The following is a 14,861-nucleotide window of genomic DNA, read 5'->3' as shown; positions in this document are numbered from 1 at the left end:
ACATGTAAAGAATATGTGTTATCAATATGAACTTTTATGTAACTTTCGCGCCGAAAAGGGGATGTTTAGGAATATTTTAACCAATTCTTTTACAATCATTCCAATATATTTGCCTAATATTCTTTTTCCTAAGTACTAAAATATTTTATGAAAAAAATAATTTTTACCCTTGGCCTGATAGCTGTAGCTGTGGGTGTTTTTGCACAGGAAGGCGGTTCTCCCATGAACAAGGCAGTTAACAGGGCTACCCATTCCAGGGATTTTCTGATGATTCAGTTATCCTACGATGGTTGGGCTGGAGCTCCTGATAGTATCAAGACGGGTTTCAACAGGGGCTTTAATATCGCGCTGATGTACGATTTCCCGTTCAAAAAGTCGCCACTGAGCGTGGCTGCGGGTCTGGGTATCAGCACCAGCGGGGTATATCTGAAAGATCATACTTTGGATGTTGCCGGAAAAGTGCATAGCGACAGGGCTTCTTTTGTGGCCAGCAATGCCTATAAAAAATTCAAGGTCGCCACTACCTACCTGGAAATTCCTATTGAGTTGCGTTACCGTAGTGTGCCGGATAATGCCAACAAGGGCTTTAAGGCGGCACTGGGCGTGAAGGTGGGCACATTGGTGAATGCGCACACCAAAGGCCGTAATACGGCGCCTAATGGTTCCAAAAACTGGGATAAAGACCTGAACAAAGGCTTTTTCAATCCCTGGCGTTTTTCTGCCACTGCCCGTGTAGGTTATGGCAACTTCGCCCTGTTTGGCGCTTATTCACTGAATCCGATGTTGAAAGACAACAGCGATCTGGATATCAGACCTTATCAGATCGGTATTTGCCTGAGCGGACTGTAATTGTCCACAGGATTAAAAATATAACGGCCATGGTTGTACTAAACCATGGCCGTTTTTTTTATTTCTTTTTGTTTTGGTATCAGTTGCCGGTGAAAGCCGGTTTTCTTTTTTCGAGGAAAGCGTTGATGCCTTCACGGTTGTCGGTGGAATTGCCGGCGATCTCCTGGCAGTAGGCCTCGTATTCGAGGGTGGCGTCCAGCGATTCGGTCATTCCTTTGGTGAGCATTTTTTTCATGAGGGCGATGGCTTTGGTGGGAGCGGCGGCGTAATAGGCGGCTTCTGCTTCCACGGCGGCATCGAGGGCATCGGCCGGCACTACTTTATTGACCAGTCCCATTTGCAGGGCTTCTGCGGCCGTGACTTTGGAGGCTTTGGTGGCCAGTTCAAAGGCGCGGTGATAGCCTACGGTGCGGGGCAGAAAGTAGGAAGAGCCGGAATCGAGTACCAGCGCGATATTCACAAAGATCTCGATCATGGTGGCGGTTTCGCTGGCGATGATCATATCACAGGCCAGTGCGAGGGAGCATCCGGCGCCGGCAGCCACGCCGTTGAGCTTACAGATCACCGGCTTGGGCATATTGCGGATAGCCCGGATGATGGGATTGTAGCGTTTGTGCAGTGACTCGCTCAGGTTGCGTTTACCCGCTTCCATGGATGCTTTGAGGTCCTGGCCGCTGCTGAAGGCTTTGCCTGCCCCTGTCAGTACCACTACCCTGACGGCAGGGTCTCTCTCTGCCTGTTTCAGGGCGTCCTGCAGTTCATAGCTGAGCGGATCGTTGAAGGCGTTGTAAACTTCCGGGCGGTTGAGGGTGATGGTGGCCACGCCATTGGCCGTTTCCAGTAACAGGGAGGTCATAACAATTACGAATTAGGAATTACGAATTACGAATGATGAGTTTCGAATTACGAGTTAAGGACTACGAAAGGTTTCAAATTCGTAATTCGTAACTCGTAATTCGTAATTGGATTAAAGTGTTTCTTTCAGCCAGTTGAAGAATTCGCGCTGCCATACGATGGCATTCTGGGGTTTGAGTACCCAGTGGTTTTCTTCGGGGAAATGCAGCAGTTTGCTTTTGATGCCTTTCAGCTGTGCGAGCTGGAAGGCTTGCAGTCCCTGCTCGATGGGTACGCGGAAATCGATACCACCCTGGATGATCAGGATGGGCGTGTTCCATTTGCTGGCGTGTTCACTGGGGTTGAAGTCCTTGTACGCCTTAGCGTTAGCGGGGTCCCAGTAGGCGCCGATGTCCCAGTTGGCGAACCACAGTTCTTCCGTGGTGCCGTACCAGCTTTTCAGGTCGAACAGGCCGTCGTGTGAGATGAAGGTTTTGAAGCGGTTTTCGTGTACGCCGGCCAGCATGTATACAGAGTATCCGCCGTAGCTGGCGCCGATGGCGCCGAGGCGTTTTTTGTCCACATAACTTTCTTTGCTTACATCATCGATGGCGCTCAGGTAGTCACGGATCGGCTGGCCGCCCCAGTCTTTGGAGATGGAGGCGTTCCATTCCACGCCGTGGCCGGGCATTCCTCTCCTGTTGGGTGCTACCACGATATAGCCCTGGGAGGCGATCAGCTGGAAGTTCCAGCGGTAGGAATAGAACTGGGAGAGTGCTGACTGCGGGCCGCCCTGGCAATACAGCAGGGTCGGATATTTTTTAGCAGGATCGAAGTCCGGAGGGAAAATCACCCATGCCAGCATCTCTTTGTTGTCGGTGGTTTTCACCCAGCGTTTCTCCACTTTGCACAGGCCTATTTTATCGTAGGTGCCTTTGTTGACGTTGGTCAGCTGCTGCAGTGCGCCTTTCCGGAGGTCTACGGTAAACAGTTCGGCGGCGTGGTTCATATCTGTGCGGGACACTACCATGGTGTTGCCGGACTGGGCCACGATACCGTTGATATCGAAGTCGCCGGAGGTGATTTGGCGTATATGCTTGTCAGTTGTCTGGGCCGGATCTTTCTGCAGGGCTATTTCCAGCAGTTGTTCGGTGCCTTTCAGTACGGCGAGGAAGAAGATTTTTTTGCCGTCGTTGCTGAAGCGTACGGCGGAGGCGGTACCATCCCATTTTTTGGTGAGGTTGGTTTTAACGCCGCTGGCGCGGTTCAGGAGGATGACATCATTTTTATCTGCTTCGAAGCCGTCGTGTTCCATGCTGAGCCAGGTGAGGTATTTGCCGTCCTGGCTGAAAGCGGGGGCCATGTCGTAGCCCATCATACCTTCGGAGAGGTTGCGGGTGGCTTTGGTAGCGATGTTGTACTCGTAGATGTCGGTATTGGTGCTGATGGCGTAGTCTTTACCATATTTTTTCTTGCACACATACAGGATGCTCTGGCCGTCGGGGCTCCAGATCAGGTCTTCCGGGCCGCCGGAGGGCATCTGCGGGCAGTCGTGTGGTTCGCCGGCCATAATATCCACCGGTGTACCTATCTCCCCGTTGTTATAGGGGGCATAAAATACGTGGGAGAAGTTACCATCTTCCCAGGTGTCCCAGTGGCGGTAGTTCAGGTTATCATAGATCTGAACGTTCGATTTGGGAAGGTCGGGGTAGTAGTCCACGCCGGCAATTTTTTTCACTTTCACCTCTTTGGTAAACAGGATATGTTTACCGTCGGGAGAAATTTTAATGTTGTGCATTTCACCGGTCCCGCTGGTTTTCTGTGCGGCGCCGGCGCCGTCAGCGTTCATTTCCCACCATTGGCCTTTGAGGGAGTAGCCAATTTTTCCGCCGGGGAGTGCGGCCACATCGCCGGCTCCTTCGGTCAGTTGTTTGGGAGTGCCGCCAGCGAGCGGAATGGCATAGAGGTGTCTTTGACTCTTGTTGTCGGCCAGGCTGGGCTGCGATACGCTGAAGAAGACGGTTTTGCCGTCGGCGCTGATCGCTTCCCCGCTGACTCTGCCGAGCTGCCATAGCAATTCGGGCGTCATTTTGTCCTGGGCTGTCGCCATAGTTGAAATTAATAGTCCTGTCAGTAAAAATGGTTTGTACATGATCTGCAAGATGTTTTGGATCGCGTAAATGTAGGAAACTGCGTGCTGATTCTACCGTTTTTAACCGTTTTTCTGATGAACGGAGCGGTGACAGCCGTCTTCATATAACAGAAAAAATAATCCATCATCGGCATCACTGGGTAAAAACAAGTATTTTTGCAATAAATTTTTAAACACTTTGATAGAAAAGAAACAAGTCGTCCAAAAAGAAGAGAAAGCGGTTATCGTGGGGGTCATCACCAAAGACCAGACGGAACGGCAGGTACAGGAATTCCTGGACGAGCTGGTGTTCCTGGCGGAAACGGCCGGGGCCACCACTTTAAAACGCTTTACCCAGAAACTGTCCCATCCGGACAGGGCTACCTTTGTGGGTAAAGGTAAACTGGAAGAGATTCACCAATATATCGCCAGCCGGGATGTTTCGCTGGTCATCTTCGATGATGAGCTGACGGGTTCCCAGATCGCCAATATCGAAAAGGTACTGAAGGTAAAGACCATCGACCGGAGTGACCTGATCCTGGACATCTTCGCCCGTCGTGCCCGCACGGCGCAGGCTAAGGTGCAGGTGGAGCTGGCCCAGTACCAGTATATCCTTCCCCGTTTGCGTGGTATGTGGAGTCACCTTGAACGCCAGGGTGGCGGTATCGGCAGCAGAGGCCCCGGTGAAACGGAGATCGAAACCGACCGTCGTATCGTTAAAGACAAGATCGCGTTGTTGCGTAAGCGTCTTACTGAAATAGACAAGCAGTCCCTTACCCAGCGTAAGGAACGGGGTGAGTTTATCCGGGTGGCGCTGGTAGGCTATACCAACGTAGGCAAGAGCACCATTATGAACATGCTCAGCAAAAGCGAGGTGTTTGCGGAGAACAAGCTGTTTGCCACGCTGGACACCACTACCCGTAAGGTGGTGTTTGAACAGACGCCGTTCCTGCTTAGCGATACCGTAGGGTTTATCCGCAAGCTGCCGCACCACCTGGTGGAGAGCTTCAAATCCACGCTGGATGAGGTGCGCGAGAGCGATATCCTGCTGCACGTGGTAGACATCTCCCATCCTCAGTACGAAGAGCAGATAGAAGTGGTGAACCGCACGCTGCAGGAGCTAAAAGCTTTTGACAAGCCGACCATTATGGTCTTTAACAAGATGGACCTGTACGAAGCCAACACTTTTGATAAATGGTTGGAGGAAGATATCAAAAAAGACATCCTGCAGTCACTCAAACAGAACTGGGATACGAAAACCCATGGTAACACCGTTTTCATCGCCGCGCTGGAAAGGCGTAATGTAGAGGAGCTGCGTAAGACCATTATGGACAAGGTGGCTCAGCTTTACAGAGAGCGTTATCCCTACAAAACAGAATTTTTCTACTAATGGCCAAAACGTACACCTGGCATAAACTGGACGAAGGATACCTGCCACTTGCCGACAATGCCATCCGTATACAGGAAGTGAACGGAAAAAAGATCAGTGTAGCCCTGCACCAGGGCCAATTGTACGCTTTTGCCCATAAATGCCCTCATGCCGGCGGTATCATGGCCGATGGTTTCATCGATGGCGCCGGCAATGTGGTGTGCCCGTTGCACCGTTATAAGTTCAGCATGAAGAACGGGTTCAACTGCAGCGGCGAAGGTTATTTCCTCAAAACATACCCCATAGAACAGCGGGAAGACGGTCCTTACGTGGGCCTGGAAAAGAGCGGCTGGCTGTGGTAGCCACCGGTTTATTTTTATGTTAATTACCGCCGGCAGGTTTTAATCCGTCAACGGATGAACGTAACTTTTGGACATGTTACCGTTACCTGCAACTGTCCGCCCGTTTGCCTTTTCAGAGAAGCAGATCTGGGTGTTTATCATTTCCCTGCTGACTTTACTGCAATTCAGCGCCCTCCAGGTGCCTATCCTGGAGCCCGACGGCGCCCTCTATGCCGGCATTGCCAAAACCATGGTGCTGAAACATGACTATCTTAACCTCTACGCCGATGGTCATGAGTGGCTGGACAAGCCCCACTTCCCTTTCTGGATGGCCGCGCTGAGCTTTCAGTTGTTCGGTTTTCATACGTGGTCGTATAAACTGCCCGCTATCCTCTTTCTCCTGATGGGCGCGTGGTACACCTACCGTTTTGCGTTTTCCCTGTATGGCAGCACCACCGCCCGTTGGGCCGTTTGTATCCTGCTGACCGCAGAGCATATTGTTATTTCCAACAATGATGTGCGGGCAGAGCCCTATCTCACAGGACTGATCATAGCCGCCGTATATCACTTTTACCGCAGCGTGGTGCAGCGGTGGCATTATCACCTGATCGCCGCTGCTTTGTTCACCGCCTGCGCCATTATGACCAAAGGCATCTTCGCCCTGGTGCCCATAGGGGCCGCTATCGGCGGGCATCTGCTGTTTGCTGGTCAATGGAAACAGATTTTTCAATGGCAGTGGATCGTGGCACTGGCACTCATCGCGCTGTTCATCCTGCCGGAGCTGTTCGCGCTTTACCAGCAGTTTGACCTGCATCCGGAGAAGATCGTCTTCGGCAGCACCGGCGTATCCGGACTGCGTTTCTTTTTCTGGGACAGCCAGTTCGGGCGTTTTATGAACACCGGGCCTATCAAAGGCGCCGGCGATCCCTTCTTCTTCTTTCACACCCTACTGTGGGCTTTCCTACCCTGGCCGGTGATGCTGTATGCCGCCGTGATCATCTTTTTCCGGAAATGGAAACAGCAGTCAGAATACTACTGCCTCTGCGGCGCAATGGCCACTTTCGTGCTGTTCTCGCTGTCACGGTTCCAGTTGCCGCATTACCTCAACATCATTTTTCCATTTTTCGCCATCCTTACTGCACAGTATATTCTCTCGCTGCATACCGGGAAGGGACTGCGTTTTTTTCGTACCACGCAGTATACCATCATCATCCTGCTGGCCGTTGCCGGCGTGGTGATAGACCTGTTGTACAAGCCGGTCATGGGCTACGCCTGGCTGGTCCCTATCGCCGCGCTGATCGTTTTGTACATGCTGCTGCACTACTGGCTCGACAGAAGCACCAAGGAAGCGGTGTTTTATCGCACCGTCGCTATGAGTATCCTGCTGAACCTGTACGTCAACACCATCCTGTATCCTGATATGATGCAGTACCAGAGCGGCAGCGAAGCCGCACGTTATGCCAACGCCACCATCCCCGGCACGCCGGTCACCCTGTTTCAGAACAACTCCTATGCTTTCGAATACTACCTGAACGCCCCCGTGCCGCGCGCCGACACCGCCGCCGAAGGGGTGATGTTCACCACGCCGGAAGGGCTGGTCAGTCTGCAGCAGCAGGGCTACAGCTATACCCTGCTGCGGCGTTTCCCTAATTTTTACGTGAGTAAACTGGACCTGCCTTTTGTGCGGAAAGCTACACGTACCAGCGCCCTCGGCGAAAAAATGTTAGTCAGGGTTAAAAAAGTGTCTCCCTGAAATGCTTTATAGTAGCGGGTTTGACAACTTTTTGGAAAAATTTTTAAAAAAAGTGGCTATAAGATTTTGCAAAAATGAAATTTTGCCTATTTTTGCAATCCCAAATCGCACAAACGATACGGGAAACACTCCTCCTTAGCTCAGTTGGTTAGAGCATCTGACTGTTAATCAGAGGGTCGCTGGTTCAAGTCCAGCAGGGGGAGCTTGGTAATCAAACATTTAAAAGGTCACTTCGGTGACCTTTTTTATTTTTGCCAACAATTTGCCAGCAGCGTGGCTGGTGGAAGAAAAAGAGCTTAATACATGTTGAAGTTAACTATTTCTGTGTATGTACAGATATAATTAGCTTCGTTATTAATTTGTATTCACATTCTATGTAGAAGATCTGTAAAATTGCTCTCATGAATGACAATCTGATATACCTGGATAATAATGCTACAACCAAGATTGACCCAAGGGTACTGGAAGTAATGTTGCCTTACCTTACGGATTACTTTGCCAATGCTAACAGCACTCATCAGTTTGGACTAAGAGCACATGATGCCGTAAAAGCTGCGCGAAAGCAAGTATCCAATTTAATAGGAGCTGAACCGAACGAAGTTATTTTCACAAGTGGCGCCACCGAAGCAATTAATCTGGCTTTAAAAGGTGTCGCTGAAAATTACAGCAATAAAGGTAAGCATATTATAACTGTAGCAACAGAGCATAGTGCAGTATTAGATACTTGTAAATATCTTGAAAGTAGAGGCTTCGAAGTAAGCTATTTATCGGTTGCCTCAGATGGTTTAATTGCGTTAGATGAGCTAAAATCTTTGTTGCGTCCAGACACTATATTGGTCTCAGTGATGTATGTAAATAACGAAACTGGCGTAGTTCAACCAATAAGAGAAATAGCCTCGGTAGCGCATGAAGCAGGAGTCTTGTTTTTATCTGATTGCACTCAGGCAGTCGGGAAAATAGCAATCAATGTAAATGAAATTGGAATAGATCTATTATGCTTAAGCGGGCATAAAATTTATGGTCCGAAAGGAGTTGGAGCACTGTATGTTAGACAAAGTCCTACTCGCGTTAGAATACCAGCCTTATTGCATGGTGGAGGGCATGAACGTGGATTCAGAAGCGGAACATTGAATGTTCCCGGTATTGTAGCATTAGGGAAAGCCTGTGAAATCGCTAGTTTAGAAATGGATAAAGATTCTAACGCAATCCTGTCCTTACGAGATTATCTAGAATCGGAATTATGCTCTATAGAAGGAACGTCAATAAATGGGAATGTAACAAATCGATTATATAATGTTTCCAATGTCTTATTCCGAGGAGTAGATTCTGATGCAATTATTATGGGGTTGAGTAATCCAGAAAACGATCTGCCTTTAATTGCGGTAAGCAATGGGAGCGCCTGCACTTCGACAAGTATTGAGCCGTCTCACGTTTTGACTGCAATGGGACTAGATGAAACTGCAGCTTTTAATAGTATTCGTTTTTCAATTGGGAAATATAATTCTAGAGAGGATATTCCCATTGTAGTAGCTGCTATAAAAAATATCGTTGCCGATTTAAGGGCTATGGTTTCTTGAAATTATGGTGCTTAACCTGTAATTAATGACCAATTCATATAAAACAAAACAATTATGGAAGCGGCTTGTCTTTTATCCAAAAAGTACCATCGTCTAATAATTGAAAATATTTCACGCCGCTTTGTAATGGGGAATCAACCCCTACGGAATGCTTTCTTAGCTCCGATTTAAGAACACTCAACGGATTTTTTGCTTTAAATTGATATAAGGCACCGTCTGTAATTCCATTGTATATATCTTGTGCGAGCATTGGTCTATTGGCGTTTATCAATACTGCAGTAGCAGCTTGGCAAATAGTTTCTATATTAAGCATGTTGTAATAATTTATTAAACCCAACCTAAAATTCTTAAATTTTCGTCATAATCTGTCAGGTGGCTTTCTACCAAATCATCTACATCGAACTTTTCTCTTTGTTCTTCTGCAAATTCGTTATCATTAGGCAAATAATCACTGAAAGCTGATTCTGCGATTTCAATAAGTTTAGAATAAAGCTTATCGTATGAATCTATAATTAATGGCTTATCATAATCATAGTTTGGATATAAAGTGATATTTTTACTGCCGTAGTTCCATTCAATTTTATCCAAAGTGTTAATTACAGCATTCTCAGCTTCCTCTTCCCAAATCCACTTTTCTTTCTCTGTGTTTGTATTCTTCCCTGCTAAAATCTTTTCATAAAAGGGGATATCACTTTTTTTGATTTTATCCTTAGCGATTAACCCCATTGATAAACCGATAATGTTTCTAATCCTACTTCTACCGATACCTGACGCCTGGAAAAACGTATCTGAAAAATCGATATTTTGTATTTTCAAAATATAGCTATTAAAACCAATTTTATCAGGTTCAATACTTGTTTTCGATTTCAAAATTAGTTTCAAAATATCAAAAGAAGCCTGAATCCCTACTGTTCGGATAATATAAGATTTTTCGGACGCAGTATTCCAAAGTAGATCCTTTACAGCGCTGAAATAGTTGATAATTGTATCATAAATGACCTGATCTTTTAGTTCAATAAAATATGATCGAAGAGGGGATGTGTCTGACTTGAATCCGGTTAACATCTCGCGGTTTCTCCCGCTAAAGAAATGTTTTTGTTGCATTTCGACCCTATCCCTCTTAACATTCGTTGAAATTAAAGAAGTAATTCCATCAACTATAGTTGCGGTTGAAACAACCCAATTTGATTGAACACCATCCTCAAAAAGATTCTCAGCATTTAATGGCGCAACTTTTATATGCTTGTAAAATGGCGACTTTCCCTCGTCGATATTTAACTTGCGAGAGATAAATACTGCAAACTTCTCTGGTGTCCATGCCTTCTCCGGTTCATCGTCCACATTAAATCCAAACTGCTCCAGCGCTAAACTTCGATCAACTTTTTTCTGATTTGAGTTGATTGTTGCAAAGAGGAACGCCTGATAGGAGTTGGGAAGATCAAAGTAAACTGAGCAGACCAATTGAAGCAAGTCGACCCTTTCCCGATTAACCACAAATTCAAACGCATTTAACCTATGCTGTCCATCAATTATTGCCGCCAATTTTGTCTGCCTTGGGATAATTATTTTATAAATACTACATTCTTTGTCCTCAATTACTTTCCATCGCTCACTTTCATCTTTTGAAACTACTCCTGTTGGAGTATAATTGGCCGCGAGTATTATTGAATTAGGAAAAGCCATTTCAACTGAGTCAATATACTTTGCTATTTCCTTTAACCTTTTCTCGTCCTTCGCCCTTTGGCTACCTTTTACTTTCCCAAATTCATCTTGATAAGCCATAGGCTCAGAAAATGACACTGAAAGTAGCTGCTCTGCGCTCATTGTCATCACATAGAAATCCCCCAGCGGCTGTTGAACTTTAAGAGCCGGAATTTCAAGGAATGGTGCCAATTTTATATTATCCATTTGCTAAAGGTCTGTTTACATCTCCACCTAAAGGAGCTGCTGTATTTGAAAAATTAGGATTACCATCATTGGCAATCCACCAGATCCTGTAAGAAATTAGAAGTCCAACAATGCCTAAAAGTAAAGCCCAAAAATCATATTTATATATATTAAGCAGGATTGCGCCAACAACAATTCCGAGACCCAAAAGGAGAATAAATAGAATATTCAAAATTACGTTTACAAGGCCATTAATATTTAGCTTATTAATCTTGCCAAGAATCAAGTCTATACACCCTGCAAATAGTAGGCTTACAAAATATGTTGTTACATTAGGAGGAACATTATGAAAGGTTACTTTCTTTTCAATTATTGCTTCTAAAATTATTGGGAGCCATATTCCAATTGACCCCATAATAATTACAGCAATAAAGAAATACTTGGCTTTAATGCTCATTAATTCTACGCTTTAAACAATTCGGCAATCTTGTATTCCTTTAAGTTACTCACCAATTGATATTTCTCAATACTTTCCATACTTTTCTTCAAAGCATTGGCATGTTTTTCTCCTATGCCCATGAACTTCTGCATCATTCTAAGATTTGTCTTATCCTTTATATCAAATAAAAAGGCTGTTTCGCACATACTACTAAAATCAAAAGATGGCTGATTAAATTCTTCGATACCTTGAGAAAGTAAAACAACCGATACGCCTTTACTACGAATCTCACGAAGGATTTTTTCTAGCAAATCTTGGCTCTTTTTCTCCTTAAAGATCACATGGGCCTCATCAATCAGAAAGACATACCTCATGCCCTGGTAACTACCTTCAATTGGTGCATTATCCATATTCATAAAAACATTATAGATATAATTGATAATCAGAAAAACGGAAGTAAACCGAATATTATTGGGGAGATCTCCAGATAAGCTTAGATAGTAGTTTTTGTTAAGAAAATCGTTTTGGAGGTCTACTTTGGATTGGAACAAGTCGAGATCACTTAAGTTTTGTAATATCTCCCTTAGCGTACTAGGCCGATTATCTGCTGCAACTACATTGTTATAGATATCTTTGATGGTTGGATACCCACCCTTTTTGGCGTTTGCAAAAGCCTGCCGCGTAGCATCTCTCAAAGTTTGTTGCTGTACCTTACCAATATTGCTGTAGCTTGTAATGATATCAACAAACTTATTTATTCCCATTATTCTATTCTTTTCGTTTACATTATCTATAAACGAAAGCGGATTTATTGGGAAAGGCTTTTGAGGTGCATCAATGTAGATAGCCTTAGTCTTAGTGAAAAATGGTTCCAATCCTTTCTCATCCTCCTTCTTCAACCCTTTGAAATCAAGATAAATGAAATTTACTTTTCCCTTTGAACCTTCAACTACTTGCTTTAAAAAGTTATTTGCAAAATAAGTCTTCCCTGTCCCAGAATTCCCAGCAACAGCCACATGCGCATTATTGTGAATGCTGGTATCATTGAGTCCGAAATATATGGGATCACCATCGAATGTTTCGCCAACCCTTACTTTGAGCTCTTTTGCAAAATACTCTTTGTTGGTTATTCTTATCTTACGAGTTTTATCATCAAATATAATGGCATCATTGCTTACAGTATTTTCTTCCAGTATCTCAATACCCTTTTCTATATGCTCTAATAGGAAGTCCAGTCCCGAATAATTTTTGTTCTCTTCAAACAGTTTGTTCATCAAGCTAAGTCCATGATCAATGTGCATTTTTATATACTTCGAGATACTAGGATCCGTTTTATAAACTTGGTAGTGCTGGCAAATTATAGTTATATAATAATCACGATAGTTACCAAAAAGAATATCATCCTTATATTCTTTCCCTCTACTATCAAGTAAATGTTCCTTATTACTTGAGTCAAGGTGAATTCCCTTTGAGATAGAGTATGCAAAGGCCACTCTTGATATATAATTTTCGGAAGCTCCGGGAAATACTTTCCTAGTGAGTTCCTGAACAATTATTTTATTCGCTTCAGAAGTACGTATATTAATTAGCATGATTGTACATTCTATTGTAGGTTTTCAAAAACTCGTCCGTTTCAATTGGTAAAAATTCACTCTTCTCATCATGTACACTATTTATCAAAATGGTCTTGGAAATGTGTTTTGATAAAAGATTAAACTCCCTTTCTGTCAATTCTTTATTGATAAGCGGGAAGATTACCACTTGGTCAGAAATGTTTGGATAAAAGTACTTAATAATATTTTCGGCATGCTGCTCATCGAATTTTTGCATTGGAGAATCGATAAATACTGGGAACTGAATATCACTTTCTTCAACTAGCCCCCGCAGAAGGGCGGTGGCATACATTTGTTGCTCGCCCTTACTTAAAGATTCTTTTTTTATCTCCTCGCTTCTGCTATTTTTAAGTACAATATCAATATCTTCACCGATTATTTCGACCTCCACCTTCTTAATAAATCCTTTTTTGTGCATTAGTGTTTCTAGTCCCTTCAAAATCTGCTCCTCGAGTGATACCTTTTTCCTTGCTTTGAATTTTGAGATAAAATCCTTCAGATTATTAATATTCCTGGTGAGTACAGCGTCTTTCTCTTTATTTTTCTCTGACACATTTAACTTTCTAGAAAGCTCTTCGATACGTTTACCCCTCTGAGTTTTTTCATTGGTGAACTCACCAATTTCCCTGTTCAACGAATCAATCGTATCATCTATTCTTATTATTTCAGTGTTTAATTCTTCCTTTCGCCGCCTTAGTTCAGCAATGATGGGATTCTCTTGGTTTGCTTCAGCATCTTTTATTCTTCTGCGAATAGTATTTAATTCATTGCGCGTGAGGTTGTATTCACTATTTATTCGCTTAAAAGATTCTCTGAATGACAATTTGATATTATTAAGAAGTGCTAATAGCTCATTCTTCTCAGTATCAGAAAAGTCGTGCAGTACTTTAAAATCATCTGGCAATTGAGGTGTGTCAGAAAAAAAATGCTTCCGTATAAGCTTCTCAAATGCGTCAGAGTAGAATCGCCTTATTTCATGAGTAATTAAAATGTCTTTGGGCTTTGGTTCGTCGTCTAAATCAGTAAGAATTTTACTTGTAACGCCTTTCACGTTTTCTTCTTTAAATTGCGCGGCTTTGTAATTTGATTCGTTCTCAAGCTGCTTACTTACCTCAAGAAATTTATCACCAGCAATTGCAAAAGGTATTATATCATATGAATCCTTTAGCTCGTTTTGCAAAGATTGTTGTTGCTTAGTTAGCAACTCTTCTTGTTCACGGATTTTTTGGAGCTCTTCTATAGTGATCAAGCTTCCCTCCCGAATGAGCTTCTCTTGTATATCTCTTACCTCTTTGTTAAGCTCTGTTCTATGCTCTCTTAATTCCGAAATTTTTTCCTCATTTTCTTTTATTTGCCCTTCATATGAGATGACTTCTGCCTTCAACTTTTCCAATTGACCCCGTTCAGCCGCACTGGCTGATTCTTGCCGGATTTTCAATTGGAGACTTTCCAAGTTGCCCTTTATGTCCTCATACTTTTTAATGCCTAATACTTCTGAATATGCTCGACTCAATCGCTTACGCTGCTCATTTGTGGTTACTTCTGCTAGATTCACGATCTTTTCTGCGTCAAAGAAGAAGAATTTGGCGATCTCGATGGGCATTATAAACTCGCGAATGAAAATTTCATGCCCTACTTCCTTAGCTAATTCACTAGGGTAACCATCAATCAATATCTCAATCTCCTCACTTGTACTCGTAAGTGCATTATAGCTTCGTCGTATAATTATTTCTTTGCAAGGTACTTCCGGAATATTAACATCCACAAACTTGATACTAACATGGAAGTTATGGTCTTCCTCTGCTTTGGCCAATCGATTAAGCGAGTTTGAGATGTATTTACTGTATCCGCCTTGATCTTCAATTTCTTTCTTGTATAAATCGTCAACCTCTTGCATATTCCGGCCATACATACACCACACCAGGGACATAAGAAAGGTCGTCTTGCCAAAGCCATTACGCCCACTTATAATCGTAATGTTCTTTTTCCCCTTGGCAGAAAGATCAATTTTATTCTCGCCTTTATATATCCGAAAATTGTAAAGCTCTATTTCCTTTATAATCATTAC

The 14,861-nt window shown here is 43.9% G+C and carries 12 protein-coding genes and 1 tRNA gene; 6 read left to right on the top strand and 7 right to left on the bottom strand.

Annotation, left to right across the window (positions count from 1 at the left end; all coding sequences use genetic code 11):
- Positions 1 to 147 precede the first annotated feature (147 nt).
- Positions 148 to 849 (top strand): porin family protein, encoded by a 702-nt coding sequence (locus B5D63_RS14670; protein ID WP_078669529.1) that lies wholly within the window; start codon positions 148 to 150, stop codon positions 847 to 849.
- 79 nt (positions 850 to 928) lie between these two features.
- Here the strand turns inward: B5D63_RS14670 and B5D63_RS14665 are convergent, their stop codons facing one another.
- On the bottom strand, positions 929 to 1,705 hold the full coding sequence (locus B5D63_RS14665; protein WP_078669528.1) for an enoyl-CoA hydratase/isomerase family protein: 777 nt from the start codon (positions 1,703 to 1,705) through the stop codon (positions 929 to 931).
- Positions 1,706 to 1,816: 111 nt separating this feature from the next.
- The gene (locus B5D63_RS14660; protein ID WP_235021542.1) at positions 1,817 to 3,793 is read right to left on the bottom strand and encodes a S9 family peptidase; all 1,977 of its coding nucleotides are present in this window, start codon (positions 3,791 to 3,793) and stop codon (positions 1,817 to 1,819) included.
- Between the two features lie 220 nt (positions 3,794 to 4,013).
- Here B5D63_RS14660 and hflX point away from each other — a divergent pair, with 220 nt between their 5' ends.
- The 5 genes from hflX to B5D63_RS14635 all read left to right on the top strand — a co-directional run bounded on the left by hflX (position 4,014) and on the right by B5D63_RS14635 (position 8,854).
- The gene (gene hflX / locus B5D63_RS14655; protein ID WP_078669526.1) at positions 4,014 to 5,204 is read left to right on the top strand and encodes a GTPase HflX; all 1,191 of its coding nucleotides are present in this window, start codon (positions 4,014 to 4,016) and stop codon (positions 5,202 to 5,204) included.
- Positions 5,204 to 5,545 carry a Rieske (2Fe-2S) protein gene (locus B5D63_RS14650; RefSeq protein WP_078669525.1) on the top strand — a complete coding sequence of 114 codons (342 nt, stop codon included), beginning with the start codon at positions 5,204 to 5,206 and terminating at the stop codon, positions 5,543 to 5,545. Before hflX ends, B5D63_RS14650 begins: the two co-directional genes overlap by 1 nt.
- A gap of 73 nt (positions 5,546 to 5,618) precedes the next feature.
- Entirely contained in the window at positions 5,619 to 7,277 is a 1,659-nt protein-coding gene (locus tag B5D63_RS14645) for an ArnT family glycosyltransferase (RefSeq protein ID WP_143312914.1), read from the top strand.
- A 129-nt stretch (positions 7,278 to 7,406) separates the two neighbouring features.
- Positions 7,407 to 7,480, top strand: a tRNA-Asn gene (locus B5D63_RS14640).
- Positions 7,481 to 7,678: 198 nt separating this feature from the next.
- Positions 7,679 to 8,854 (top strand): cysteine desulfurase family protein, encoded by a 1,176-nt coding sequence (locus B5D63_RS14635; RefSeq protein WP_078669524.1) that lies wholly within the window; start codon positions 7,679 to 7,681, stop codon positions 8,852 to 8,854.
- Between the two features lie 52 nt (positions 8,855 to 8,906).
- Here B5D63_RS14635 and B5D63_RS14630 read toward each other — a convergent pair whose 3' ends face one another.
- From B5D63_RS14630 to dndD, 5 genes are read right to left on the bottom strand one after another with little or no spacing between them, the layout of a single operon-like run.
- The gene (locus tag B5D63_RS14630; RefSeq protein WP_143312913.1) at positions 8,907 to 9,167 is read right to left on the bottom strand and encodes a hypothetical protein; all 261 of its coding nucleotides are present in this window, start codon (positions 9,165 to 9,167) and stop codon (positions 8,907 to 8,909) included.
- 14 nt (positions 9,168 to 9,181) lie between these two features.
- Entirely contained in the window at positions 9,182 to 10,762 is a 1,581-nt protein-coding gene (locus tag B5D63_RS14625; RefSeq protein WP_078669522.1) for a DNA phosphorothioation-associated DGQHR protein 1, read from the bottom strand.
- Positions 10,755 to 11,198, bottom strand: coding sequence for a hypothetical protein (locus B5D63_RS14620; RefSeq protein WP_078669521.1), 444 nt, complete (start codon positions 11,196 to 11,198; stop codon positions 10,755 to 10,757). Before B5D63_RS14620 ends, B5D63_RS14625 begins: the two co-directional genes overlap by 8 nt.
- A 5-nt stretch (positions 11,199 to 11,203) precedes the next feature.
- Positions 11,204 to 12,772: a DndE family protein gene (locus tag B5D63_RS14615; protein ID WP_078669520.1), complete on the bottom strand. Its 1,569-nt coding sequence runs from the start codon at positions 12,770 to 12,772 to the stop codon at positions 11,204 to 11,206.
- On the bottom strand, positions 12,762 to 14,858 hold the full coding sequence (dndD, locus tag B5D63_RS14610) for a DNA sulfur modification protein DndD (protein WP_078669519.1): 2,097 nt from the start codon (positions 14,856 to 14,858) through the stop codon (positions 12,762 to 12,764). Before dndD ends, B5D63_RS14615 begins: the two co-directional genes overlap by 11 nt.
- Between the last annotated feature and the right edge of the window lie 3 nt (positions 14,859 to 14,861).

It is taken from the genome of Chitinophaga eiseniae, from assembly GCF_900167135.1.
Taxonomy (GTDB): Bacteria; Bacteroidota; Bacteroidia; order Chitinophagales; family Chitinophagaceae; genus Chitinophaga; species Chitinophaga eiseniae.
Note: the sequence above shows the minus strand (reverse complement) of the source record. Positions and strands in the feature narration are given on the sequence as shown.